Here is a 26,761-nt window from a genome sequence, read left to right on the forward strand (position 1 = left end):
CCTCTAGCCAACTTATCTATTTTCATTATGAATGTAATTTGATAATCCTACCAAGCTCGTTGGTGTTTTCTGTGATTTCTGAACGTCAGCGTACGGAGAATGCCAACCTGCCTTTTTGGCGTTCAAATTCGATTTTCAATAAAAAATAGAAAGTGATTTAAACGAAACACGTATTATCAATTCGATAAAAGTCGATATTATGGACTCACTTTCGAGGTACGCATGGTTGTCGATGCTAAGCGCATCCTCATTTGTCTAATAATATTAAGAGGATATAAACGTGTCTCATCAAATCATTACAGACCTAAACAACCGTTACACAGCTAAAAAATACGACGAAGAGAAGCGCATCTCTCAAGAAGATATGGCAATCATCAAAGAAGCAATCCGCCTATCTGCGTCTTCTATCAACTCTCAGCCTTGGAAATTCATCGTAATTGAGAGCGACGAAGCGAAACAGCGTTTCCATGACACGTTTGCTAACATGCACCAGTTCAACCAACCGCACGCGAAAGCAGCATCCCACACTATTCTGCTAGCGTACGATCCAAAATTCACTAAAGAGAAATTTGCGAAGCGTGTTGATGCTGAAGTAACTTCTGGTCACCTACCAGCAGACATGTACGACATGTTCATGGGTGCTTACGCATTTGCTGAAGCAAACACAGATGAAAACGGCTACAACGGCGGCTGGACGAAAGCGCAAGTTTACATCGCGCTTGGTAACCTACTGCACACACTAGCGCGTCTAGGTATCGACTCTACTCCAATGGAAGGTGTTGACCCAACACTGATCGGCGAAGAGTTCAAAGCAGAACTAGACGGTCACGTATGTGAAGTTGCACTAGCAATCGGCTACCACAAAGACGGCGAAGATTACAACCACGGCCTACCTAAGGCGCGTCTAAACATGGATGACGTAATTACTACTCTTTAATGAGTATCGTCTCCTAGCTCCTTGGTTCCTAGCCTAGAGCCTAGTTATCTAAATCATTGTTCAAATTGAAAGAGCCGTACTTCTTAGTGTCTTAGTCTAAGAGTACGGCTCTTTTTTTGTTTTGCTGAGGGGGAATCAACAAACGTTTGAGATAAGAAACAGCTACGCCACTTGCTTGGACTTAAAGTTGCCAAGCAGCGCATCGTACAACTCGTTGTCACTCAATACGCCCACTAACTTGTTCTCTTCAACTAGCAAGATAGGTTGATTGCTACGTTGCTTCAGTTCAATCGCCTCACGCATGCTGATGTCTGGATTAGCTTGAACGACCGTGCTTTCGCCGATGTCATCGAGCGTGGTTGAATCACTTTCCCAATTCACCAATGACTTATCGGAATCCACCAGCGTTACACCTTTCGGCTCTTGCTCGACCCAAATCTGCTTATCTGCACACACCAATACGCGGTCATTTTGCTGCATAAGCTCGGTGCTGGCTTGCATCAATGAACGACCTTTCAAAACATTGAGCGGATTCGTGTGAGCCACAAAGTCCGCCACATACTCATTTTCTGGAGCAAGGATGATTTGCTCAGGCTTGCCGTGTTGAATCAGTTTGCCCGATTCCATAATGGCAATGTTGTTACCGATTTTCAGCGCTTCATCTAAGTCATGGCTCACAAACAAAATCGTCTTGTTGAGCTTCTCTTGCAGTTGAATCAATTCATCTTGAAGCTGAGCACGAATCAGTGGATCGAGCGCAGAGAACGGCTCATCCATCAACAAGATATCGGTATCCATAGCAAAGGCGCGAGCCAAGCCAACACGCTGCTGCATACCGCCAGAGAGCTCATGCGGGAACTTGCTCTCCCACTCGCTCAGCCCAACCATTTCAAGTTGTTCACGCGCTTTTTTACGTCGCTCAGCTTTGCCAATGCCCTGCATCTCAAGGCCAAATGCCACGTTATCCAATACAGTCAACCACGGCATAAGCGCAAACTTTTGGAACACCATCGACACGCGATGAGTACGTAGGTTACGCAGAGTCTGTTCGTCGCAGTTGGCAAGCTCTACCATATCGTCGCCATCTTTGATTTTGAGTGAGCCACGAGAGATCTCATTCAAACCATTAACGGCACGAAGCAAACTGGATTTACCCGAACCAGAAAGCCCCATCAATACACAGATCTCACCTTGTTTGACACTCATTGAGACCTTATCAACACCAACCACTTGTCCGGTTTCATCAATGATCTCTTGGCGAGATTTGCCTTGGTCTAGTAGCGCTAATGCTTGCTCTTGCTGCTGACCAAACACAACGTCGAGGTTTTCAATCGTAATTGCATCCATGTTATGCCTCCTTTTGGTTTGGCGCCTTACACAGGCGGTCGAGAATAATCGCGACCAAAACAATCGCTAAACCGGCTTCAAAGCCTTGAGAAATGTTCACTGTGTTCAGTGCTCGTACGACTGGTTTACCCAGACCATCAGCACCGACTAGCGCAGCAATCACCACCATAGAAAGCGATAACATGATGCACTGGGTCACACCCGCCATAATGCTTGGCAAGGCTGCTGGGAGTTCGACTTTGAATAGCAATTTCATGCGGCTGGCACCAAAGGCTTTACCCGCTTCAATCAACTCTTCTGGCACTTTGGTGATACCAAGGTAAGTCAGACGAATTGGCGCAGCAATGGCAAAGATAATCGTGGAAATCAGCCCCGGAACGATGCCCAAACCAAACAGTACCAATGTTGGGATCAGATACACAAACGTTGGTACGGTCTGCATTAAATCGAGTATCGGGCGCAATAAGGTATACAACCACGGGCGATGCGCCGCCATGATGCCCAGCGGCACGCCAATTAATACGGAAATCGTTGTCGCAGCGAAGACGAGAACAAAGGTTTCCAGCATTTCTTGCCAGTAGCCGAGGTTAAGAATGGTCAGCAGCGCCAGCACGATAAACACAACTAAAGGAATGCTGCGGTGTAGGAACCACGCAATCGCTGCGGTCATGATGATCGGTGCTGCCGGTGGCATCCATTTGAAAATATCCACCACGAATAGAATGATGGTTTCGAGAAAAATAGAGATAGCATCAAAGAAACCCGACGCGTTCATGGTTAACCAATCTACGCCTGTTTCCATCCATTCGCCCAACGGAAGTTTGTTGTCCGTAATAAAATTCACAATAAAACCTTTGTGTTAAAAGGCGGGCATCGCTGCCCACCTTTTCCTAAAGAGAGGAATGATTAAGCGTTTGTTTTTAGGTAAGAAGTAATCGCTTGTTTTGCGTCTTTGCCATCCAGCGTCTTCACGCCTTCTAGCCACGCTTCGAATTGTTGTGGGTTAGCATTCAACCATTCTTGCGCCGCTTTCGCTGGCTTTTGTTTTTGGTTAAGAATCGCTTCCATCAACTGGTTTTCCATTTCTAGGCTGAACTCTAGGTTCTTAAGCAGTTGACCCACGTTTTGACACTCAGATAGGTAATCTTGGCGCACGTTGGTGTAAACATTTGCACCACCATAGTTAGGTCCAAAGAAGTCGTCACCACCAGATAGGTACTCCATCTCAACATTGCTGTTCATTGGGTGCGGAGCCCAACCTAGGTAAACGATCCATTGGTTACGACGCACTGCGCGAGACACCTGAGACACCATACCTGCTTCGCTTGATTCCACTAGGCTGAAGTCTTTCAAGCCGAATGCATCGCTGTCGATCATATCTTGGATCAAACGGTTGCCATCGTTGCCCGGCTCAATGCCGTAGATGCGGTCTTTAAATTTGTCGGCATGTTTTACCAAGTCAGCAAAGCTTTTCACGCCTGCGTCATACACATACTTTGGCACGGCTAGAGTGTATTTCGCGCCCTCTAGGTTTGCGCGAACGGTTTCCACTGTGCTAGCTTCACGATATTTGGCGATATCGCCTTCCATGGTTGGCATCCAGTTACCTAGGAATACGTCAATGTCGCCGTTTGCCATTGAAGAGTACGTTACAGGTACAGACAAAAGATCGGTCTTGGTTTTGTAGCCCAAGCCTTTTAACAATTCAGAGGTAACAGCAGTGGTCGCTGTAATGTCCGTCCAGCCTACATCGGCAAATCGAACGGTTTCACATTGGTTAGCGTAAGCACCTGTCGCTACTGCACTCAGCGCGATAGATGAAAAGATTTTTGTCATCGTAGACATGTTTAAATTCCTTGTAATGATTACTGACTTTATGAGATTGAGCTTAAGTCTCTTTTCGGCGGACGCATTCTTTGCGTCTCTTGCCAGTTCGGAGCAATCCAAACCGGTGTGTTATTCGATTCTTCGAGTACGTTCCCTAAGATCATGTCCGCGGCTCGCTCTGCGACCATGATGGTTGGGGCGTTTAAGTTGCCATTCGGAATCGTTGGGAAGATGGATGAATCCACTACGCGCAAGCCTTCAATGCCGCGCACTTGGCAGGCTTCATTCAGAACTGCCATTGGGTCATCGTCTGCGCCCATTTTGCAGCTACACGATGGGTGGTAAGCACTTTCTACATTTTGCTTCACCCATTCATCAATCGCTTCATCGCTGGTGATGTTCAGACCCGGTTGAATTTCTTCACCGCGGAACGCATCCATTGCAGGTTGATTGAGGATTTCACGCGTTAAACGAATACAGTCTCGCCAATCCTGCTTATCTTGTTCCGTCGAGATGTAGTTGAACTCGATTTTTGGTTTGTCATTTGGGTTGGCAGAAACCACTTCGACACTGCCGCGGCTCTCTGGTTTGTTTGGACCAACATGCACTTGGAAGCCATGACCATCAAACGCAGCACGACCGTCATAACGCATTGCTGCTGGTAGGAAGTGATATTGAATGTTTGGCGATTTCAAGCCTTCACGAGAACGGATGAACGCACACGATTCAAAGTGGTTAGTTGCGCCCAGACCTTTGCGCGTCAAAATCCACTCCGTACCAATCAAACCCTTGCTGATCAAACCTAACTTGCTGTTGAGCGTTATAGGCTGTTTGCAGTGATACTGGAAGTACACTTCAAGGTGGTCTTGCAAGTTCTTACCCACGCCTTCTAGTGCGTGTTTCACTTCAATGCCCGCTTTTTCAAGCACAGTCTTAGGACCAATACCCGAAAGTTGCAGCAGTTGTACCGAGCCGATAGAACCTGCGCTCGACACAAGCTCTTTGTTGGCAAAGCACTGTTTGATTTTGCCAGATTGCTCGAACTCAATGCCGACCGCTTTCTTGCCTTCAAGCAAAATGCGATGAGCGGTCACGCCTTTCATCAAGGTGAAGTTACTGCGCTTTTTTGCACGGCTTAAGTAAGCGTTAGAGGTAGAAGCGCGCACGCCTTTATCTACCGTCATGTGCATCGGACCGAAGCCTTCTTGCTGATAACCATTGTAATCTTGCGTTTCTGGGTAGCCTGCATCTTTACCCGCTTCGATAAACGCTTGGTAAAGTGGATTCAACTTCATGTCGTTGCCGTTACACGTCCCAACAGGACCACTGTCGCCACGGTATTCGTCTGCGCCGCCTGTCCATGTTTCCGCTTTACGAAAGTACGGCAGACAAGCTTGGTAGTTCCAGCCTTTTGCACCTTCCGCTTCCCATTCGTCAAAGTCACAAGCATGACCACGAACATAAACCATGCCATTGATCGAAGAGCTACCGCCTAACACTTTGCCGCGTGGACAATGCAGTTGGCGTCCGTCTAACCCCTCTTCCGCTACAGTTTCAAACTGCCATGCGTACTTTTCAGTGTTCATCGGGTAAGACAGCGCCGTTGGCATTTGGATGAAGGTGCTCTTGTCTGAGCCACCTGCTTCCAGCAGTAAGACTTGGTGCTGACCGCTTTCACTCAGGCGATCCGCCAAAACACAGCCTGCCGAGCCAGCACCGACGATGATGTAATCGTAATGTTGTTGCATTACAAATCCTCCAGACTGATTACGCGTAAGGGCTGTCGAAATCACCCAAATGCACTAGCACGCTCTTGGTTTGGGTGTAATGCTTAAGGGTTTCAACGCCGTTCTCACGTCCAATACCAGACAGTTTGTAACCGCCAACGGGCATTTCAGCAGGAGAGTCACCCCAGGTGTTAATCCAACAGATTCCTGCTTGGATTTGATGAATGACGCGGTGTGCACGGGAGAGGTTTTGCGTGAACACGCCCGCTGCAAGTCCGTAATCGGTGTTGTTAGCACGAGCAATCACTTCGTCTTCGTCACTGAACTTAAGCACTGACATTACGGGACCAAAGATCTCTTGCTGCACATGCGGCATGTCGTCTTCGCAATCAGTGAAAACCGTTGGCACAACAAAATTGCCGCTCGCCAAACCGTTTTCTGTGACTTTGTAGCCGCCGGTTAGTAGCGTTGCTTTGCATGCTTTCGCTTGTTCAATTGCGGAAAGGACTTTTGATTCGTGCTCTTTGGAAATTAGCGCGCCAATTTGGGTGTGCTCATCAAGCGGATCGCCAACCACCAGCAGTTCAGTACGCTTCTTAAGTTGAGCGACGAAATCGTCATAAATACCTTCATGAACGAACACGCGAGTACCGTGTGTACAAACCTCACCTTGGGTGTAGAAGTTTGCAACCATTGCAGCAGAAACCGCATCGTCTAGCTTGGCATCATCAAAAATGATCATTGGAGACTTACCGCCAAGCTCCATTGTGACTTGCTTCAGCGTCGCGGCGCTGTCACCCATCACGACTTTGCCCGTACCCGATTCACCCGTGAAAGAGACTTTAGCGATGTCAGGATGTGCGGTGAGCATCTGCCCTACTCGGTAATCACCTTGAATGACGTTGAACACACCATCTGGCAATCCCGCTTCGCTGTAGATTTCTGCCAGTTTGAGTGCGGTTAACGGGGTTTCTTCTGATGGTTTAAAGATCATCGCATTACCCGCAGCAAGTGCAGGGGCAGATTTCCACATCGCGATTTGAATTGGGTAGTTCCACGCACCTATGCCCGCGCAAATACCCAGAGGCTCACGGCGAGTGTAGAAGAACTGTGATTCATTCAACGGTTGCTGTTCGCCATGCATGCTAGGCGCAAGACCTGCGTAGTACTCGATCACATCCGCGCCCGTTGCAATGTCTACACAATTCGCTTCTTGAATTGGTTTGCCTGTATCCGCAACTTCTAGCGCCGCCAGTTCATCGTTTCTTTCACGAAGTAGCGCCACCGCTTTAAGCAAAATGCGACTGCGTTCTGTCGCCGTCATGGCAGACCAAATCGCAAAACCGCGCTTGGCAGATTCAATTGCCGCTTGCATATCTTGCTGGTTAGCCAGCTTCACATTCGCAAGCGGCTCACCATTGGTGGGATTGTATGTGGTGAAGTGTTCTTCTGAGCATCCTAGGTGCATGGCACCATCGATGTAGTGTGCTTTCATATCCATTTGAAGGTTTGACTCTTTATTTTTGTTTTGAGTAGAACGTGAGTTGTTTGTCGAGATAGTCGTTAATGATGACGCGAGCTTTCTCGGCATCGATGCCTTGCGGGTTGAGCGTTCCGCGCAGCCAAATGCCATCAATCAGTGACGCAATACCATGCGCTACTAGCTCTGCTTGGTCTTGATCCAGCAAAGCTTTTAATTCTTTTTTTAGATGAGAAAGGAGTCGTCGTTCATTCACTCGTTGCAGACGTTTGAGTTGCACGTCATGCATGGAGTAAGACCAGAATGCCAACCAAGTTTTTGCCACTTGGTTCTCGGCTTGAAAACCCACAAAGTTGCCGTCGATGATGGCATTAATACGTTGATGATGCGCATCAGCTGGCAGCTGGCTTAGGTTCTCTTTGATGGTGGCAGAAAGCTGACGCAGGATCTCACGCATGGTTTCTTCTAACAGACCGTGCTTTCCACCGAAATAGTGATTAATGATCCCCGTTGATACCCCTGCTTCTTTGCTGATCAACGAGATACTCGCAGCGTGTAAACCAACTCTGTCGATGACCGACATCGTCGCTTTGACCAGCTGCGGTTTTCTGATTTCAGGCATCCCAACCTTGGGCATTTTGCATCCTTGTTATTTTTAATTGAACGGTTAGTTAAATATAAAATGCCTCAAATTTAGTTCGAACTCAAACTAATTATCTAAAAAAATGACAGTAACAGCCGAATTATTTCGACAACAATCATTATTAAAACATCTATAAAATAGAGATAAAGACAGATTTACCGTTCTAAAAATCAAAAGTTAAGCAATTAATAATCATGCACTTAAAAACAAAAACACAACATTTACTTACTTAAACACCTCGACTATGCAGTACCATGCAAAATCACAACCAAACCAAATAGCATTGACATCAAATATTTATTACACATTGCAATTTCAAAGAACTTAATCAATCAAGAATGCTGCCCCTTCACTCAACTTGTTATCAAATGTAAACAAACCCCACCTTTCTTTCCCCTTTTTTCAAATGGGTTCACTGGATCGCTTCTCCCCTCACTTCTACTGCAAATTGATTCGCTTGCTCGTCACAACTGCATACTCGATTTCGACCCAGTGTTTTTGCTCGATAAAGTGCTTGGTCTGCCGGCTTTGTTGCTTAAATCGATGGAACTAAATCTAGAAGCTACGATCTGATCGGCTACACCCATCAATCGTCGTAGCCTCATGCCTAAACCTCGTTACAAAACAACTAACTGGAAGCAGTACAACAAAGCCTTAATCAACCGTGGTTCTCTGACCTTTTGGATTGATGAGGAAACGATAGCTGAGTGGAAACAAAACAAACAAGGCAAGCGTGGTAGACCTCGCCGGTTCAGCGACTTAGCCATTACTACTGCACTGATGGTGAAACGCATTTTCTCTATGCCATTGAGAGCGCTACAAGGTTTTCTAGACTCTGTATTTAAGCTAGCTAATATCCCGCTAGTTTGTCCACACTACACCTGTATAAGCCGTCGAGCCAAGGAAGTTGAGATTTCATTTAAAACTAAAACCAGAGGTGCGATACAACACCTGGCAATTGATGCCACTGGCCTCAAAGTTTATGGCGAAGGTGAATGGAAGGCTAAGAAGCATGGTACTGATGGGAAGCGCAGAGTATGGCGTAAGTTGCATATCGCAGTAGATACGAGCACCCACGAGATAATCGCAGCAGAGCTGAGTTTATCGAACGTAACCGATGCCGAAGTGCTCCCCAACTTACTCAAGCAGACACGTCGTAAAATCATCGAGATATCAGGTGATGGTGCTTATGACACAAGGAGTTGTCACGATGCTATACGAATCAAGGGAGCAGTTCCGCTCATTCCGCCACGAGAAGGGGCAGCCTTCTGGGAGCAAGGACACCCTCGAAATTTAGCAGTAGGTTGCCAGAAGCTCTACGGTTCCAACGAGAAGTGGAAAAAGCGGTATGGCTATCATAAGCGCTCACTATCAGAGACAACAATGCATCGGGTGAAACAGTTGTTAGGTGGAAAATTAAGCTTAAGAAACTACAACGCTCAGGTTGGCGAAACTTATGCCATGATCAAAGCGCTGAACAAGCTAACAGGGCTTGGTATGCCTGAAACTCAGTATGTTGTTTAAGAAGCGTTCAACATGGGACTGCCATGTCTTCTCACCGAATTAAGCAACAAAGCCTGGTCTGCCCTCCGATAACTCTGCTCTACCGAGCGATTTATTAACGTAATACCACTACTGATCGTAATACCTAATGTGCTTCGGGAATGGATGGTTTCTTTAAGTCGATATATTGCTTCAAACGCATTGCGCGTGGTGGTTTCCGGCATAATGATCGCGAACTCTTCTCCACCAACGCGAGCGATAATGTCGGTCTCTCGACTCTGCTCCTGCATCAAACTCCCCAGTTCTTTGAGCACTTCGTCCCCAACATCGTGGCCATGTTGATCGTTAATTTGCTTGAAGTGATCAATATCGAGAATCGCAAGTGTGGTATTCGAAGCTCCATAGCGATCCGCGATGTTTGCATAGCGGGCAAGCTCTTTATCAAAACGACGGCGGTTCCAACACCCCGTCAGCGAGTCTTTTTCTGCTAGCTTTTTTAGTTTGTTCTCTAGACGAACGCGGCGGCTTATATCTCGGAAGCTCACTACGTAGCGGGCGCTCATTCCCATCCCCATTTGATAATGGGTGACATGAGTGTCGAGTGTTAAACGATCTCCAAAACGATTGATGATATCGATCTCGCCCTTCCAATGCGCCTTCGCTCCTAGCTTCCCAAATGCGTTATTGAGAGCGCTAAAGCCATATAAAGAAAGGTTTTCACCATTCAGTTGATTACGGGTATAACCAATTAACTTTGCAAAACTTTTATTCGCAAAATCGATACGCTGATGCTGATTAAGAATCACCACCCCAGTCACTGAATGCGCCGCAATACTCGCAATCTTTTCGTCAATGCGTTCACTTTCTAAGTGGTAGTTGCGCAATACCATCAATAAACCGATGACGAACAGCAACAATGCCTGCCAACTGTAATCATGTGTGAGCGTGTAAATCCCCCAGCCAGTCAGTGTCAATAGGTAAACAAACGGAAGTAACTTGCGCTTGGTATCGTTAGTAAATTTTCTCGCATTCATAATGCGTGCTCCGAATAACTCGATGAGCAAAGGTTATTGAATTCAGGTTGTTAAGATTTACCACTTTGCGCCACACCCTGATCACTGACATGCCGCTGACAAACCGTCATCGCTATTCGTTTCTTCGTAAATGTCGCTTAATGGCAATTTTTAGACGTCGTTGCCCTTTATCTTATTCATCAACTTGATTGAATTAGGAAAGAGAAATGAAAGCACGTAATGCCCTTTTGATTTTACTTACAAGCACTATTGGTTTTAACGCTTATGCGATTACCGACGCAAGCAAGATTGGCGCAAATGCAGGAGCGATGAGTTACTGCTACGATCGCGTCGCCTCTGGTAAAGATAAATCGAAATACCGTTTATTGAAGCTGAAAACAATGGAAAAGTATCAAGACCTAGACAGCGGTGACCGAGCAAGAGCCCTAGTAATGAAGAAAGCCGCTGAAGATGGAGAATATCTTGGCGACCCACTGGATAAATCACGATGCAATAGCTTAAGAAAGATGTTGTTTGTAAAATACTAATCGAACCAGATTCCTTAAAGCCATCACTGTTTAGTGGTGGCTTTTTTGTATCTTTAATCCACTCATTACAAATTCACCCCAGCTATTTATAGCCATTCAAATTGATATTACTTTTTTATCTTTACGTGCAAAGTGGCGCCAAATGGTAAGTCCCCATTCACGCTTATTTCTACTATACCGCTACAGGGTATGCATTGAGCGACAGGAGTCCCCCACTTAAAAAATGAGAGACCAACATGACTTACGCAGAGTACAAACAAACTGATCTACACACTTGTCTAACCGTTGCTGGTGAGCTGATGCTGACTATTGGTAAAGTTGCCTTCAAGACCATAAAAATTTTATTCAAAGCCTTTGCTTGGTTGGCAATCAAAACTTACCGCTATGTGATGAAGTAAGCTGATTCGAACTCACTCTGTCACATTACTTTTAACTAGAACCGCGCCTTTCAAGGTGCGGTTTTTTATATGTCCTATCCCCAAGTTCAATTCCCTATCGCACCCTTCTTTCTCCTCGCTCCTTCTTTGCACTTGGCGCTCAGAACACAGTTAACCAATGCAGGTTATGAAAAAATTAAGAAGAGAAACGGTACCTCTTATTTGCTCCTATGCTGAACAATTTGAAGCGCTTTCCTTTTCTTTATAGGGAGCTAGGTTAATGAAAAACTCAATGCTAGAAGCATGCTGAGGCACTCTGGATAGGCAGTCTAAAAAGACTAACAAGGGGCTTTAGATCTCAACATGAGATGATCTTGTGACGATATTGGTAGGAAGGTTTGACTGCTTTAGAGCTGGGTTAAGGTTGAGTCTAAAAACTGTTCGCAAGTTGAGCTTCACTTTTCTTAATACGCAAAAAAGGCGCTCAGTGAGCGCCTTTGATTGGGATGTGTAATGACTTATAGCGTGTTCTTGTGCACGACACCGTCTTTCATGATCAACTTCTGTGTCTCTGTGTCTCTGTGTTTGCCACACATTCCACACCTTCTAGAGGGTTGCCATCGACGATCAACAAGTCAGCGTAAGCACCTTCCACGATTTGACCTAACTTACCTTCTTGGTATGGGTGTTGGTAAGTGGACATCTCGAACAAACGACCACAGTTTGACGTTGCCATACGAAGTGCCGTGATGGTATCGAACGTTTTCTCAATCGCTCCCAGTTCATTTAGCTGTGTTGCATGAACATTTGTCTCACCAACGCAGTCTGTACCAAACGCAAGGTTCTGAATATCGTACTTCTTGATTAGCTCAGCAGACTTAAACATCGCTTTACCTACGCGTTCGGTTTTACGGTAAGTTTCCTCATTCGGTAGTGGGATTTTGCGCTCGGCGATTAATGAGGATGTAAAGTATGAAGGGATCACCCAAATGCCTTTTTCTTTAATCGTCTGAGCGATATCGTCATCCATAATCGTTGCGTGTTCGAACGACATCACGCCTGCCTCAGCAGCTCTGCGCATCGCATCTGGCGTATGAATGTGTGCCGCGACATAAGTACCATAGTCGCTCGCTGCTTCTACCGCTGCTTTCATCTCATCAAGCGTGTATTGCAGCGTATCAAGTGGGTCAAAGGTAGAAGACGCACCGCCACCAGCCATGATTTTGATTTGTGACGCGCCCTTAAATAACTGTTCACGAACGGCTCTTAATACTTCTGCACGACCATCTGCCACTTTCATCGCGCCTAGCTTCATCATTGGCGAATCTTCGTGGCCATTCGCTAAACGCTCTTGAGCTTGGTTTTGGCGATAGTCTGCATGACCACTCGTTTGCGAGATGGCTGCCATTGAAGGCAAAATTCGCGGACCTTTTGCATAACCATTATCGATGCTGTTTTTCAAACCTAGTGTGTTACCTGCCACATCACGAATGGTCGTGAAACCGCGCATCAACATCTCTTCTGAGATTTTCGCTGATCGAATCGCGACTTCTTCACGTGTCATGGTGTCAATCACATTAAATGGTGCTGACAGCGTGATGTGTACGTGCGCATCAATCAGACCAGGCATCACCGTTTTGCCTTCGGCATCGATGATTTGCTCAGCATTCGAGTCATCCACTTTCCCGATTTGTGTGATTAAGTTGTTTTCAATCAGAAGGTCCACGTTCTTCAGAAGTTGCTCATCCACACCGTTAAACACGTTTGCATTTTTAATTACGATACTCATGGTTTCTATCTCCGAGTCAGTTGTCTCAATACAGGTGCATCATATCGAGTGACCCGGAAATAGAATTGCCATTTCGCGACAGTCAAATCATTCAAGACTTAAGTAAGTTTTCGTGATAGATTCCGTCGCCATTTAAATATGCATGACCACTCTTATTAACCTATTGTGCGGATAATCCCCGTTATGTTTTCTCAATCTGTCATTGAACAACTGAAATACTATGTCTACTTCTTACGAGACCCGCGTGACGGCAAGGTGTTCTACGTTGGTAAAGGCAAAGGTAATCGAATCTTTAACCATGCAGAATGTGCATTAGAAAGTGAAAGCTCAAGCGACAAACTTGACACTATACGAAGCATTTTAAGTGCAGGCTACAAAGTAGAGCACTATGTCTTAAGGCATGGATTAGAAGAAGTTGCCGCATTTGAAGTCGAAGCAGCATTAATCGATTTTATAGGCTTAACCAACCTGTCTAACTCACAGGGAGGCCATTACTCTAGCGATTTTGGCATCAAAACGACTGATGAGATTATCGCTATGTATAGTGCTGACCCACTAGACACTTCGTTACCGATCGTACTGATAAACATCAATAGAAAGTACTATCGCGAAATTACGCAAGAAGAACTTTATGACGCAACCCGAGAAGCTTGGGTCATTGGCAGCAAGCGTGATAGAGCAACTTACGCAGTCGCTACCTATCGTGGTTTAACTCGCGAAGTTTACAAAATTCAGTCTTGGTATCCTGTCGATATTGAAGGAAAAGAACGTTGGGGTTTTATTGGTGAGTTAGCGAGTGACGCTGTTCGAGAACAGCTTCGCTATAAAGCCATTTCTTCGTACTTCCCTCAAGGCGCAGCAAACCCAATTAAATACCTAAACTGTGATGCACCTTTATCTGTTGTTCAAACGACGCCGTCACAAAAAGTCGTACAAGCTCCCATTGATTCAGCGGAAAAGAACTTAAACCTCATTGTTCATATTCAGAAAGGCAAAGAAAAATATGGTTATGAATGGGGAACTCGCCAAGCATGGAAGTGCGGGGAAAAAGCGCATCGAGTAAAACGCATAATCGGTGTCGTAAAAGGTAAAGTCGCGTGTATCGTAGACGGTGTCAGCGCCGAAATATCAACTCCGATATCCAACCCGAACCACGATACGGGTTGCGAAGGTCGCTATGTGTTCCTTGGTGGTACATGCTTCAGTGAAAAAGATTTTTGTGAAGGAACACAAAGGGCATTGATGTTTAAAAAGATATCGGGGCTTGGCCAAGGTCACCGCTATCTAACCGATGAAGAGTTACTGTCCTGCATTGATTGACAAACTAAGAGCCGCGGTTGTCGGCTCTTAGTTCACTGTAATCTAAGCATGATTTCTAGTTTCGATCATATCTACGGTAGGTACTCTAGCGATGTCGGAAGATTCAGCCCTCCTAAAATCACGCAGATTACACAAGTTACATTCAAGCTCACAGTTCGCCAAACATTCGAGCTTTTCCTTCACCTTCTTCAATAGGACAGGGTTAGATATCGACTTGATTATATTATGCCTTAGTAAGTAAACACCCATACTGCCCTTCTCTTTTGGTGGGTAGTATTTTACCTCTTCAGCATTAAAGACTAACTTACTGAAAGCGACCAACGGTTGAAAATCAACAACAAAGAAGTAAGCATAATCTTTCTTACTTGAATAACGAATTAAGTAATAACAGAGTGCTTGAACAATCAACTCAAAATAATGAGCGGAACTTGTATAGTATCCGACACCAATGAGACAACTTTTTTCCGCTTCTTCCTGAGGGATATTAATAAAGGAAGGAAGACCATTAATTCCATCAATATTGACGATGCCATACCAATGACCAACAATGGCCTCTTGTTCGTTTTTAATCAAAACGCATTGATATTTAACATCATTGCCTTTGTCTTGCAGATCCCGATAAAAACGCACCAAAGGCGATATATTATGATTAAACTCTTTAAACATATCCGCGTATTCATTTAAAGATAACGACTTGATCTCGCTCCTTGGCGGTCCTGACACCTTTCGGTATGACAGGTTCGATATTGAAAAATCAAGGGCTTTTACCAAAGTACTGATCACGACATCATGCTTGTTGGAATAACGAACTTTGGATAGATCCATCCGTGATAGCACTTGTACTAAGTCCATTTCCAAGCACTTTGCGATATAGAGTTGTTTGTAGATTGGTGGCACGCTTTTACCAGTAAACCACCGACTCAAGGTAATCGAGTCTAATCCTTTGAACTCTTCGTAATAGTTGTTTTGCAGTAAAGCAATAACATCTTTTCGAGAAATGCCTCTCGTTTCAACCCAACGACTTAACTCGTCTTTAAAGCAATACGCCATATGACTCCCCCTTTCAATTAAAATATCCATTACTGACATGAGTATTTAGAACAGATATCGCATTACTCCTACAGAGCATTTCTATTGATGCTCTTTATTGAATAATGCAGCTAACTATTAAAGGAGGTTATTTAATTTTATCTTTTTTAGATATATGCTCGCACCACTCTCAGAATTTTCTGACGGCATATAGAGAACCACAGAAAACATGAGAGACTCGTTCCGTGTCGTTTTTGATTATTTTTTAAAGGGTATTTAACTAAACACCGTTCCTCTGAAAGATGAGAGACTACTCATTGCAATTTTACTCTCCCTGATTTGAGTAGTAGGTTCCGATGGAAAGTAAAATCCATTTTCTCGAGTACGGCCTCGGCAGAAGTCCGACCGCAACAACGCCCAATGCTTATTGCTACTATTTTCCGGAGCCTTTGTTGCAGCAGCGAGCCAAAACTCACACGCCAATCCCCACTCATATTCCCTTTCATTTGCAGCCGCTTGTTTCGCCAACTCAAGATAATCTTTATTAGGCACATTTTCCTCCGTGAGCCAGTAACAAAAAGTCATCTTAAGGAATGGATAAGGGCCATAAATAGCATTCGCGAAAGATTTAGCTTCAACAATGCAACTTTTATGATTTTAGACCGAATGACAAACTCTACGCGAACGTGGTTATCTCATGATCGCCCAACTTGGAACCTGAACATGTTTGTTGATAGTAAGGTGACGCATGTATATCACCAAGACGATTGCCCCCACCGCACTGAAGTCAGCAAACTGCGGCACAAAAGACAAGACAATTGCGTGCATTGTACAACCTATCGCCACAGGAATAGCGTAAAGCTCTTTAGATAAAAACAGGGTTGGACGCTGAATCAAAACGTCTCTGACTATCCCACCACCTACCGCAGTAATTACTCCCAAGAGAATAGGAGCAACGGGTAAACCAAAACCTAAGCTCCACGCTTTTTCTGTTCCTTGAATTGAGAACATTGCTAACGCTACAGAATCGACATACAGATTGACTTTATTCATCCAATTTTTCTTTATGAGAGGAAAGCAAATAAATCCAATCAAGCCACTCGCTATGGCAATCCAGACGAGATAAATATCTTGAGACCAAAATACCGGAACATCTAGCATACAGTCTCGTATGGTGCCCCCTCCAACAGCGGTGGTGACGGCTAAAACCAGCACGGTAAAAACATCGGTTTTCTTTTCACTTGCAGCAAAAACTGCTGACAAAGCAAAAGAAGCCGTACCGAGAACCGTAATGGTCTCAATCAAAAAAACTGTCGTAATAAACATGTCCACACTCTCTCGCCAGCAAAACATAGGAAGGATTTCGGGTGAAGATTGGCCTCACCCGCCATTGTCATTAGTGGTGACACACGCCTAAATGTTCTAGCGCAGTGTGTAGGCAACACTCATAGTGATGAACTTGCTCATCATTAAGTATGCCGCGTGGGTTCGTCACGGTGTCGTTCAATGAAACATACTCACGACCCGCTTTTTTGTTCTCAAATTCTGCTTTAACTTGTTTTAATAAATCAGTATTTATCATCAACTCTAACCCTTGTGCTGCAAGGACGTGTGCCGCATTCAGCCCTGCTTTCTGACCAATACTCATACCGTTACAAGCCGTACAACCCCATTGATGTGGTGGAATATGCAAAGGCCAAGCCGCGTAAACAATTCCCATTGTTGGAACATTCCAGCTAATATCCCCAACATCCGTTGAGCCACCGACTTCAATACCTTGTGGTACATCCATCACATCGGTCGCTAAACCGTCTTCAGGCTTACCCATTTCTCGTTGAATGCTCTTAGCGAATTCTTGCTCCTCTTGCGTCCAACTCAATGGAAAATAACGATTCAGATGCTCGGTGATAGAGCTAGCTAATACATCATTTGGCAAACAGTCGTAGATACCGCCTAGGTTGGTCACCTCCGTTGTGGTTTGAGTCGCCAATGCCGCACCTTTTGCAATGTCCTCTAACCACGCTTTGTGTTGACGAACATTCTCCGCGCTTTTGCCTCGGTAACGCACTAACACTTTTGCATAGTCAGGCACCACATTCACAGCCGAACCGCCATTAAGGATCTGATAATGGAGGCGACCTGTTGGCTCCAATTGCTCTCGCATCATGTTGGCCGCAACAATAAATACTTCCGCAGCATGAAGCGCGCTTCGGCCGTCCCAAGGAGCAGCACCAGCGTGCGCCGTGACACCGTGCCACTCGACGATAAGATCGATAGAAGCGGTAGAATGGAAGTTTACTGCCGCGTTCACCATAGCTGGGTGGTTATGCAGACATACGTCAAGCTCATCAAACACACCAGTCGCTGCCATGTAGTTCTTACCATTTAGTGATTCTTCTGCAGGACAGCCGTAAACCTTGATTGTGCCTTGAATGCCCTCTTTATCCATATGTTGCTTGAGTGCAATTGCAGCACCAATTGAAGAAGAACTAATTAGGTTATGACCACAACCATGACCATTTGTGTTGCCGCTTTTAGCCGGTGTTTTGTGAGGAACCGTGTCATTGCCCAAATCTGGCAAAGCGTCAAATTCGACAAGGTAGCCAACCACAGGCTTGCCCTGCCCCCACGTCGCCACCCACGATGTTGCTAGGTCAGCAATATTGCGCTGTTCAATAGTGAAACCATGCGCTTCAAGAACAGAGCTTTCTAACGCCGAGCTTTCAAACTCTTCGTAGCTGAGCTCTGCATAATCCCAGACCTGAGATGCCATTCCCCAAATAACCTCTGATAGTTGCTCTACTTCGCGGTCAATATTGGTGTAATCAGTCATTGTGTTTACCTTATTGGTGATTTGATATGGAAATAATTCGCAGCACCATTGGTTCATCGCCATGTCCTGCGTGTTGATGCAGTCCATATTAGCGATGAATTTAAAACGCAATAAATGCGTTATGACGGATGTTATCCGTCCAAATTAACTCGACTGCGTCACAGCAATAAGCTTCATAAATGGCAGTTTATAAGCGTAGTGATAGGTTTTAGATAGGCGACATCGAGGAAAAGGAAGTATCCAATATGAGCACCAGCATTGAACAGTTACTGGCATTTGTGACGGTGTACGAAGAGCGATCCTTTAGCAAAGCAGCAGCCAAACTCGGTAAACATCGCACGACAACAGGCCAAGTGATCGCCAACATGGAAGATATTCTCGCGGTAGAACTGTTTGAGAGAATTGGTCGTAATGTCGAACCAACCGAAGAAGGGCACTTGCTCTACCATTACGCCAAAGCAACGATTGCGCAATCTGACACCTTCGACAAAATCGCCCTTAGCTTGGCCTATGGAGGATTGGAGGGAATCACCTTTGCCCACTCAAGCGTTGTGCCCCACGGGATGCTCGCGACCATTCGAATGCAGCTTGCTAACGACTTCCCGAATATGAAGGTGAATTTTCTAGTAAAAACAAAAGCGGAAGTTGAGGAGGGTATTAATAATGGCGATATTCATTTTGGTTTAGTACACATTGATCAAGGCAAAGGAATGTATGGTAAAGACGCTACCTTTATCGGTCATATGGAATTTTTGCCGTTCGTTAAAAAAGGCAGTCCCCTCACCCAATTGCCAGATGATGAAGTATTAAATGCGCTCAGAACTACCAGACAATTTGTTCTTAGAGCATTTGTGCATGAAGGGTTAAAAGAAAAACTCATTGTATCGGCAGACAACGAAGAAGTTGATCAACTCGCACTCACGATCAAACTCATTCAATGTGGCTTAGGCTGGGCATGGTTACCAAAGGTGCTTTCAGAGTCTCAATACGTCACAGAAAACTTGCAGCCACTTAAACCTCGAGAACTCAAGCATGGACTAAAATTCTCTTTTGCTTTGTGGAATCCGCACTCTAAGCAAATTCTTGAAATCAAAAAGTCGGTACTTAAAGCAGTAGATGATTACATCGACCATTTTAAAGCAGTGCAACTGAATCATGTGTAAAGAAAATACAGGAACAAAAAAGCCAGCGTTGAATCCATCAACACTGGCTTTTGTTTAGTTAGACCGAAACGGGAATCAGTCTACAAAATACGGCAGCTGTTCTTCAGTCAGACCGCTATCTTTCGCAAAGTCAGTATGCTCAGTTACATTGCTTACATTCCAGCTGGTTAAATCACGGCTCATTTCAGCAGCACCAGAGAACATACGCCACATAAATGTTACATTCGACGTATCCCAATGGCTAATATCTTGATTAAACGAAGAAGCGCCTGCAAACATCTCATTCATATTGGTCACATTCGATGTATCCCAATGACCTATATCTTGGTTAAAGGCTTTGGCTGTATCAAACATCCCTCCCATCCCCGTCACATTCGAAGTATCCCAATCACCTATATCTTGGTTAAAGGTTTTGGCATTACTAAACATACTACCCATATCCTTGACATTAGATGTATCCCAATTACCTATATCTTGGTTAAAGGCTTGGGCTTCCCAAAACATTCCAGCCATATCCGTCACATTCGATGTATCCCAACGGCCTATATCTTTATTGAACGCTCTGGCACTTGTAAACATAAAAGCCATACCCGTCACATTCGATGTATCCCAATTGCCTATATCTTGGTTAAAGGCCTGGGCTTCATTAAACATTCCAGCCATATCCGTCACATTCGATGTATCCCAGTTACCTATATCTTGGTTAAAGGCTTCTGTACCCACAAACATATGGAGCATATCCGTCACATTCGATGTATCCCAATGCCCGATATCTTGGTTAAAGGCTTTGGCAAATCTAAACATGCCACTCATATTTTTTACTTTTGATGTATCCCAGCGTCCGATATCTTGGTTAAAAGCTTCAGCTTGCCAAAACATACGCCACATAGATGTTACATTCGACGTATCCCAATAACCTATATCTTGGTTAAAGGCCTGAGCTCCATAAAACATTCTATCCATATCCGTCACATTCGACGTATCCCAATGGCCTATATTTTGGTTAAAGGCTTTGGCGTTATAAAACACCTCTGTCATATCTTTTACTTTCGATGTATCCCAGTGGCCTATATCTTGGTTAAAAGCTTCAGCACCATCAAACATTTGGCGCATTCCTTTGACATTCGATGTGTCCCAGTGCCCGATATCTTGGTTAAAAGCTTCAGCACGCGAAAACATTGAACTCATATAAATGACGTTCGATGTATCCCAGTAGCCTATGTCTTGGTTAAAAGCTTCAGCCCCCGAAAACATTGAACTCATATGAGTGACGTTCGATGTATCCCAGTGGCCTATATCTTGGTTAAAAGCATTAGCTTCGAAAAACATCCCACTCATACGTGTAACATTCGATGTATCCCAATCACTAATATCAGCATTAAACGTTTTACGACTTTGAAATACATAAGTCATATCCGTCACCTGTGTGGTGCACAAGCGGATATGACCTTGCTCTAAATTATCTAACAAAGTCTTATTTTTGATTAGAGTGTTATCCACCACTATATAAACTTTGCCATTCTCAAACATCACGGAGTTAACAGGTTGGTCAGGGCATTTTACTGAGATATCAGCAGCAAAAACGGTTTGACTGGCAAGCGCGGCTGCGCCCACTAGAAGTGAGGTTATGGTTCTTTTCATTGTATTTTCCTAGGGTTGAATAGACGTTATTTAGAAAAAGTTGGAAGGTTATCTTCAGACAGGCCACTGCCTTTGGCGAAATCGATATGGCGTGAGACGCGCTTGACGTTCCAGTGGGTTAAGTCTTGGTCAAAGCGCTTAGCGCCGGAGAACATACGGTCCATGTTAGTAACACGGGAAGTATCCCAGCGGCTGATGTCTTGATTGAAGTATTTGTCTTTAGCGAACAGGTCACTCATGTCTGTTACGTGAGTGGTGCAGAGCAAAATGTTGCCATCCAGAAAGTTTTGCCAGTAGTCTGAATTGCGGATTAGCGTGTCATTGACGACCACAAACAATTCATCTTCTTGAACCATCACGGTTCCTGGTTTGTTGGACTCACAGGTGACTGTTTCAGGCTCACTAGCATAGGCTTGGCTACAACTTAGTAGCGCGCAGGCGGAAATAATCGAACGTAGCTTCATGATTAAGATATCCGTGTCTTATAAAACGAATCTCGATCATATAAAAAGCAATTTTGTCAGTTTCACTAATAGAGGCTTTAAATTAACTAAATCAATAAAAATGCATTCTTTAGCCCAATAAATACCTCACATTAATAACAGAATTCATTATAAAGAGAGAACTTTGTGAGACGTTCCGATAATTGTGCTGAATATCATCAGTGTATTTTCCAACCTTTACTTAATTAACGACTATTCACCGTATCAGTACACGTACTTTTAGGCATTTCGTTTTTGATCAAAAAAGAGCCGCAAACTGCGGCTCTTTATCTATTTCGTTGTATTTCAGAAAAGCTTATTCTTTACCGAATACGTTGTTTTCTTGCTCTTGTACGCGGATGAACGTAGTACGCTTGGTTAGCTCTTTAAGCTTTGCTGCGCCTACGTATGTACATGTTGAGCGAACACCGCCAAGGATGTCTTGGATAGTACCGTGAACGCTGCCACGGAATGGTAGAAGTACGGTTTTACCTTCAGCTGCGCGGTAGCCAGCAACACCACCAGAGTGCTTGTCCATCGCGCTCTTCGACGACATTCCATAGAATTTCATGAACTGCTTGCCGTCTTGCTCGATCACTTCGCCGCCTGACTCTTCGTGACCTGCTAGCATACCGCCTAGCATTACGAAGTCAGCGCCGCCGCCGAATGCTTTTGCAACATCACCCGCACATGAACAGCCACCGTCACCGATGATCATGCCGCCAAGGCCGTGTGCAGCGTCACCACACTCGATGATTGCAGAAAGTTGTGGGTAACCAACACCTGTTTTAACACGTGTAGTACATACAGAACCTGGGCCGATACCCACTTTAACGATGTCTGCACCCGCTAGGATTAGCTCTTCACACATGTCGCCAGTTACTACGTTACCTGCAGAGATAACTTTGTCTGAGAATGCAGCACGTACACGTTGTACGTACTCGACTAGGTGCTCTGAGTAACCGTTCGCGATATCGATACAGATGAAGATAAACTCATCAGAGATCGCCATGATATCTTTGGTTTTTTGGAAGTCTGCATCAGACGTACCCGTAGACACCATAACGTTGTTTAGCGTTGTTTTGTCAGCTGTTTTCGCAAACTCTGCCCAGTCTTCTACTGTGTAGTGTTTGTGAACAGCGGTCATTACACCATGCTCTGCTAGTGCCTTCGCCATTGCGAAGCTACCAACCGAATCCATGTTCGCCGCAATTACAGGTACACCAGACCATTGACGGCCACTGTGCTTGAATGTAAAATCGCGGGTTAAATTTACTTGAGAACGGCTCTTAAGGGTTGAACGTTTCGGGCGAAACAGTACATCTTTGAAACCTAACTTAAGTTCTTGTTCGATACGCATTGTGTAATTCCTTGATTCATAAGTATATGTGTCATCTCAGAGTGCGTAGTGAAGTCGTTGGCAGACGAGTTCACTGTTCTTCGGACACAAAAAAACCGGAGCGTTGGCAGACGCTCCGGTTTTCAGCATTATAGGTCGTGATTTATTTCCTACAAGTCTGATATTTGAATTTTTTTTGTGATACCATCTTGGAAATCGCATATCAAAAACACCTCACCACTCTCCCAAACCATAACTTTATCAACAATATCAAACAGTTAAATCCACCCTCTATTTAATCCTTTGCGCAAACCTTTGCGTTAAACAACGGGAATTTTACCGTTCAACCCCTCATAAACGGTCAAAATTACACCAAACGATACTTATTAGTCGGTTTGTACAAGAATAATTTTCTAATTTTTTTCACGCTCCACATCACTTTTCTGCCACTTTTTGAGTGTATCAAGCACGCACTAGCTCTCTGTAACGTTTATAGCGCATCGAAGTGATTCAATAACGTCACTTGCTAATAACCCAATTTCGCCTTTTTGTTGAACATTAATGTCCGCAGCGTGACTATGGAGCATCACTCCCAAACGTGCAGCAACAGCAATAGGTAACCCTTTGGCAAGCAGTGCGGCAATTACACCGGATAACACATCCCCCATACCGCCACTGGCCATTCCCGGATTTCCGGCAAGACAAACGTACATTCTCACACCATCATAGATAAGTGTACCCGCCCCTTTAAGGACTACAACACCACCATAACGTTCATGAAGTTGTCTTGCTGCGGCAAAGCGATCTTGCTCTATGTCCTTTGTAGAGACATTAAGTAAACGTGCTGCCTCTCCTGGATGTGGCGTCATAATGCGTTGCTCATCTCGTAAAACCACGACGTCATTACGCTGATTCAGCATCGCAAGAATGTTCAACCCGTCGGCATCAACGACTTTCAGTTTGTGCTGCTGAGATAAGTATTGATAGGCTTGATGCGCCCATTCATCCTCACCGAAACCGGGACCGAAAGCCAAGACATTCGCCCAACGTGTCCGTTTAATCAGTTCGTTATCTGCCTCTTTTAACTCATCAAGCGTAATAGCCTGACTCATGACTTCTGGCGAGCCAACTTGCAATGGCAACAATGAGCTTGGGTGTGTGAGAGCGGCGGTTAACCCTGCCCCTGTTCTTGCTGCGGCTGAGGCGCACAAACGAATGGCGCCAGACATGCCTTGATTACCGCCTACACATAAGAGCTTGCCATTATTCCCTTTGTGGGCTGTGGCTTTTCTTTTTGGTCGTAGCCTTTTGATGATTTGATGATCGACGCCCAAGGCACTTTCTTCCTCAATCGACTCGAACTCAACGTTTACACCTAAACCAGAAAAATGCAGCTCACCAACGTAGTCTCTCGCCTGCGCTGTACATAAACCTTGCTTCACACCAATAAAGGTCACCGTATGATCCGCTTGTATGGCATCTCCGAGCACGGAACCAGTGTCTGCACTTAACCCCGAAGGAATATCGATTGAGATGACTGGACAATGAATTTGATTAACTTGATCAAGGTAGCGACGATACTCATGCCTTACTTCACCAGAAAGCCCTGTACCAAGCATGGCATCGATGATCACATCCGCCTCTAAAAGTGCAGTGTGCCAATCATCCCAAGAGCTATTCTCGCCATCCACAGATTGCCAATCTTCAAACGCTCGCAACGCATCCCCTTTCAATGATGTGATGTCGCCTAGCTGGAAGACACGAACATTCAACTGTACCTGTTTGGCAAGCGTGGCAAACACGTATCCGTCGCCACCATTATTGCCTTTGCCGCAGACCACCAGCACGGTTCGCGCCCTTGGGTAAAGATGAAGAAATCGTTCGTATACCGCCATCCCTGCACGCTGCATTAGGCTGTACATTGAGACGCCTGCCATTTGAGCGGCGAGTATTTCTCCGTTTCTGACTTGCTCTGCGGTGTAGAGCTTAAGGGCGAGATTAAAGTCCATATTGAGATTCTGCGTTTTAGAAGACACGATTTAAGTATACGAAAAAGCCGAGGCGAACCTCGGCTTTTGCTGTGTTTATTTTCTCAAGCTTTATTTTTGCTGCTGCGACATCAAGGCTTCGGCAGTTGCATCTTGAATCGACAAGAACAGCGAGTTAATTTTCCCTGTTGGGGTTCGCATTGGGTTTAGCGTCACGTTTTGGTACATAAACTCTGCTTGTTGCGTCACTGGTCGAACATTGCGGCAACGGAACAAATACGGTCGCTGACGCCACGTGATAAAGCTTCGACACCCCAAATCGTAAACAGGCTTAGTTTTCAACTTGAACCACTCTTGCGGGATCTCAGGGAAGATATCAAAGATCGAACGACCAATTGCCTCGTGAGATTGCAAACCGCTGTGGTGAGTCATAAAGCCATTCCAGACTTGAACATTGTAATCTTTATCGATAACAACTAAGCCCATGTCGACATTTTGAACCATGTCGACCATCCAATGGAATTGTTCAAATTCTGCAGGTAAGTTCAGCATTAGAAATCCTCCATTAGGTACGACAGTTTGTTATCCAGCAACGGCAGTGACTCATCAACAAACATGAACAGTAGATCACAACGGATAGAGGTGCCTTCAATGTTGTAGCTGACCTCGAATGTCATGGTTCGGCTAAATGCACCTGTTGTCGACTCGATAATAGAATCGATGGAAATATGCTGACCAAGCAGCACTGGTGAACTCTGGAAAAAGCGGACTTCAGACTGTTCGCCCAAACCATTCAAGAATGATCCAACCAAGATATTGGAAATGTCCATCAACAGCTCTAGTTCTTCCAACTCTTCGCTGTCTGCTGGCACCTTCATCAGTTTCTTAAGATCAGAAACACTGGAGTCGCTCAAGATCACTAACGCTTCGCCGGCAATACCCTCACCACAAAAGCCTTGGCAAACACCAGAGACATTGTCGTGAGAGGCGAGATCACGCAAAGCCATGTGCAGTTCACTGACTTCAAAGATATTTACGTTTGGCAATGGAAGCTGAACAAATACATCAAAGTGTCGAGCGAGCGCATCCGCTGCACGACCAATAGAAACGTTCGCCACTTCCATATAGATGTCGCGACGGCGGAGAATAGGCAACTCTATGGTCGTCGGTGTGATGACTTGTGGTCGATCATTTGGTTCGATCAGCTCTTTTAACGTCGCTTTAAGCTCATCTTTACCAATCGGCTTTTGAATAAACGCTTTCGCACCGAGAGCAAACACACGCTCTTTTGCTTTTGGCTGAATATCACCAGACACAACCACGACGGGCGTTTGAATGCCCAAGCGTTTCATGTTTTCTAATGTTTCAAAACCGTCCATCTCTGGCATGGTGAGGTCAAGAAACATCAGTTTAAATTCTTTTTGCGCTAACTCTTCAAGCGCATTTTTACCATGGATGGCAAATGTCACGTCTGCATTCAATGTTGCTGGCAGTGATCTTGCCATCTGTTTGCGTGCTAACGCAGAATCATCACAGATGAGTACAGGAAAAGACATGCTACCACCTTTAAATATTCAACAATCTGCGCGGGATTCTACCAGATTGTTACTGCTACACAGACTAAGAGTCTTCGTTTTTTGTTTACTGGGTAAGCATACGCAATATGAATAGTTGAGTGAACCAATGAACTAAGAAAAAGTTCGATTCCCTATACATTTAGTGACATCAGTCAGGAATGATTAAAAGTTCTACAAGGCTTGATACGCAAGGGGTTG

Annotated in this window: 23 protein-coding genes and 1 pseudogene; 6 read left to right on the forward strand and 18 right to left on the reverse strand. The window is 44.9% G+C overall.

Translation table 11 applies throughout. The annotated features are described in order from the left end of the window. The first annotated feature begins 280 nt into the window (after positions 1-280). The gene (locus tag KJB05_RS24670; RefSeq protein ID WP_005435698.1) at positions 281-937 is read left to right on the forward strand and encodes an NAD(P)H-dependent oxidoreductase; all 657 of its coding nucleotides are present in this window, start codon (positions 281-283) and stop codon (positions 935-937) included. Between the two features lie 162 nt (positions 938-1,099). On the opposite strand, the gene choV is transcribed toward KJB05_RS24670, so the two are convergent. The 6 genes from choV to betI form a co-directional block, all read right to left on the reverse strand. After that, positions 1,100-2,284: a choline ABC transporter ATP-binding protein gene (gene choV / locus KJB05_RS24675; protein ID WP_208446131.1), complete on the reverse strand. Its 1,185-nt coding sequence runs from the start codon at positions 2,282-2,284 to the stop codon at positions 1,100-1,102. 1 nt (position 2,285) lies between these two features. Then, positions 2,286-3,128, reverse strand: a complete 843-nt coding sequence (gene choW / locus KJB05_RS24680) for a choline ABC transporter permease subunit (RefSeq protein ID WP_005425967.1) — start codon at positions 3,126-3,128, stop codon at positions 2,286-2,288. 62 nt (positions 3,129-3,190) lie between these two features. Further along, the gene (locus tag KJB05_RS24685) at positions 3,191-4,129 is read right to left on the reverse strand and encodes a choline ABC transporter substrate-binding protein (RefSeq protein ID WP_208446132.1); all 939 of its coding nucleotides are present in this window, start codon (positions 4,127-4,129) and stop codon (positions 3,191-3,193) included. A gap of 29 nt (positions 4,130-4,158) precedes the next feature. After that, positions 4,159-5,859, reverse strand: coding sequence for a choline dehydrogenase (gene betA, locus KJB05_RS24690; RefSeq protein WP_208446133.1), 1,701 nt, complete (start codon positions 5,857-5,859; stop codon positions 4,159-4,161). 19 nt (positions 5,860-5,878) lie between these two features. Next, positions 5,879-7,339 (reverse strand): betaine-aldehyde dehydrogenase, encoded by a 1,461-nt coding sequence (gene betB, locus KJB05_RS24695; protein WP_208446134.1) that lies wholly within the window; start codon positions 7,337-7,339, stop codon positions 5,879-5,881. A 16-nt stretch (positions 7,340-7,355) separates the two neighbouring features. Then, complete coding sequence (betI, locus tag KJB05_RS24700; RefSeq protein WP_199482764.1) at positions 7,356-7,955, reverse strand: transcriptional regulator BetI; 600 nt, start codon at positions 7,953-7,955, stop codon at positions 7,356-7,358. Between the two features lie 609 nt (positions 7,956-8,564). Between betI and KJB05_RS24705 the strand changes: the two genes are divergently transcribed. Continuing rightward, complete coding sequence (locus KJB05_RS24705) at positions 8,565-9,485, forward strand: IS5 family transposase (RefSeq protein WP_213053073.1); 921 nt, start codon at positions 8,565-8,567, stop codon at positions 9,483-9,485. Here the strand turns inward: KJB05_RS24705 and KJB05_RS24710 are convergent. Continuing rightward, a complete protein-coding gene (locus KJB05_RS24710; RefSeq protein ID WP_208444897.1) occupies positions 9,482-10,498 on the reverse strand; it encodes a diguanylate cyclase in 1,017 nt (338 codons plus the stop codon). The genes KJB05_RS24705 and KJB05_RS24710 overlap by 4 nt on opposite strands. A gap of 206 nt (positions 10,499-10,704) precedes the next feature. Here KJB05_RS24710 and KJB05_RS24715 point away from each other — a divergent pair, with 206 nt between their 5' ends. After that, positions 10,705-11,025 carry a hypothetical protein gene (locus KJB05_RS24715; RefSeq protein ID WP_208444896.1) on the forward strand — a complete coding sequence of 107 codons (321 nt, stop codon included), beginning with the start codon at positions 10,705-10,707 and terminating at the stop codon, positions 11,023-11,025. A gap of 236 nt (positions 11,026-11,261) precedes the next feature. Next, positions 11,262-11,423 carry a hypothetical protein gene (locus KJB05_RS24720; protein WP_208444895.1) on the forward strand — a complete coding sequence of 54 codons (162 nt, stop codon included), beginning with the start codon at positions 11,262-11,264 and terminating at the stop codon, positions 11,421-11,423. 497 nt (positions 11,424-11,920) lie between these two features. Here the strand turns inward: KJB05_RS24720 and KJB05_RS24725 are convergent. Then, positions 11,921-13,191 (reverse strand): annotated as a pseudogene (locus tag KJB05_RS24725) (amidohydrolase family protein). Between the two features lie 183 nt (positions 13,192-13,374). Here KJB05_RS24725 and KJB05_RS24730 point away from each other — a divergent pair. Next, a complete protein-coding gene (locus KJB05_RS24730; protein WP_208444894.1) occupies positions 13,375-14,511 on the forward strand; it encodes a hypothetical protein in 1,137 nt (378 codons plus the stop codon). A 42-nt stretch (positions 14,512-14,553) separates the two neighbouring features. Here KJB05_RS24730 and KJB05_RS24735 read toward each other — a convergent pair whose 3' ends face one another. The 4 genes from KJB05_RS24735 to KJB05_RS24750 form a co-directional block, all read right to left on the reverse strand. Further along, positions 14,554-15,600, reverse strand: a complete 1,047-nt coding sequence (locus tag KJB05_RS24735; RefSeq protein ID WP_005435643.1) for a hypothetical protein — start codon at positions 15,598-15,600, stop codon at positions 14,554-14,556. A 216-nt stretch (positions 15,601-15,816) separates the two neighbouring features. After that, a complete protein-coding gene (locus KJB05_RS24740; RefSeq protein WP_208444893.1) occupies positions 15,817-16,092 on the reverse strand; it encodes an ANR family transcriptional regulator in 276 nt (91 codons plus the stop codon). Between the two features lie 138 nt (positions 16,093-16,230). After that, positions 16,231-16,866, reverse strand: coding sequence for a TRIC cation channel family protein (locus KJB05_RS24745; RefSeq protein WP_208444892.1), 636 nt, complete (start codon positions 16,864-16,866; stop codon positions 16,231-16,233). 70 nt (positions 16,867-16,936) lie between these two features. After that, positions 16,937-18,373, reverse strand: coding sequence for an amidohydrolase (locus tag KJB05_RS24750; protein WP_208444891.1), 1,437 nt, complete (start codon positions 18,371-18,373; stop codon positions 16,937-16,939). Positions 18,374-18,618: 245 nt separating this feature from the next. Here KJB05_RS24750 and KJB05_RS24755 point away from each other — a divergent pair, with 245 nt between their 5' ends. Further along, entirely contained in the window at positions 18,619-19,536 is a 918-nt protein-coding gene (locus tag KJB05_RS24755; protein WP_208444890.1) for a LysR family transcriptional regulator, read from the forward strand. Positions 19,537-19,611: 75 nt separating this feature from the next. Here the strand turns inward: KJB05_RS24755 and KJB05_RS24760 are convergent, their stop codons facing one another. From KJB05_RS24760 to KJB05_RS24785, 6 genes are all read right to left on the reverse strand, one after another. After that, the gene (locus tag KJB05_RS24760; RefSeq protein WP_208444889.1) at positions 19,612-21,177 is read right to left on the reverse strand and encodes a BspA family leucine-rich repeat surface protein; all 1,566 of its coding nucleotides are present in this window, start codon (positions 21,175-21,177) and stop codon (positions 19,612-19,614) included. A 26-nt stretch (positions 21,178-21,203) separates the two neighbouring features. Next, on the reverse strand, positions 21,204-21,641 hold the full coding sequence (locus tag KJB05_RS24765) for a BspA family leucine-rich repeat surface protein (protein ID WP_208444888.1): 438 nt from the start codon (positions 21,639-21,641) through the stop codon (positions 21,204-21,206). Between the two features lie 334 nt (positions 21,642-21,975). Then, on the reverse strand, positions 21,976-23,019 hold the full coding sequence (locus KJB05_RS24770) for a GMP reductase (RefSeq protein ID WP_208444887.1): 1,044 nt from the start codon (positions 23,017-23,019) through the stop codon (positions 21,976-21,978). Between the two features lie 452 nt (positions 23,020-23,471). After that, positions 23,472-25,007, reverse strand: coding sequence for an NAD(P)H-hydrate dehydratase (locus tag KJB05_RS24775; RefSeq protein ID WP_208444886.1), 1,536 nt, complete (start codon positions 25,005-25,007; stop codon positions 23,472-23,474). A gap of 90 nt (positions 25,008-25,097) precedes the next feature. Then, entirely contained in the window at positions 25,098-25,538 is a 441-nt protein-coding gene (locus KJB05_RS24780; protein WP_005435629.1) for a PAS domain-containing protein, read from the reverse strand. Continuing rightward, positions 25,538-26,542, reverse strand: a complete 1,005-nt coding sequence (locus tag KJB05_RS24785; protein ID WP_005425987.1) for a response regulator — start codon at positions 26,540-26,542, stop codon at positions 25,538-25,540. The genes KJB05_RS24780 and KJB05_RS24785 overlap by 1 nt, the downstream gene beginning before the upstream one ends. Between the last annotated feature and the right edge of the window lie 219 nt (positions 26,543-26,761).

The organism is Vibrio sp. B1ASS3 (assembly GCF_905175355.1).
Lineage (GTDB): Bacteria > Pseudomonadota > Gammaproteobacteria > Enterobacterales > Vibrionaceae > Vibrio > Vibrio owensii.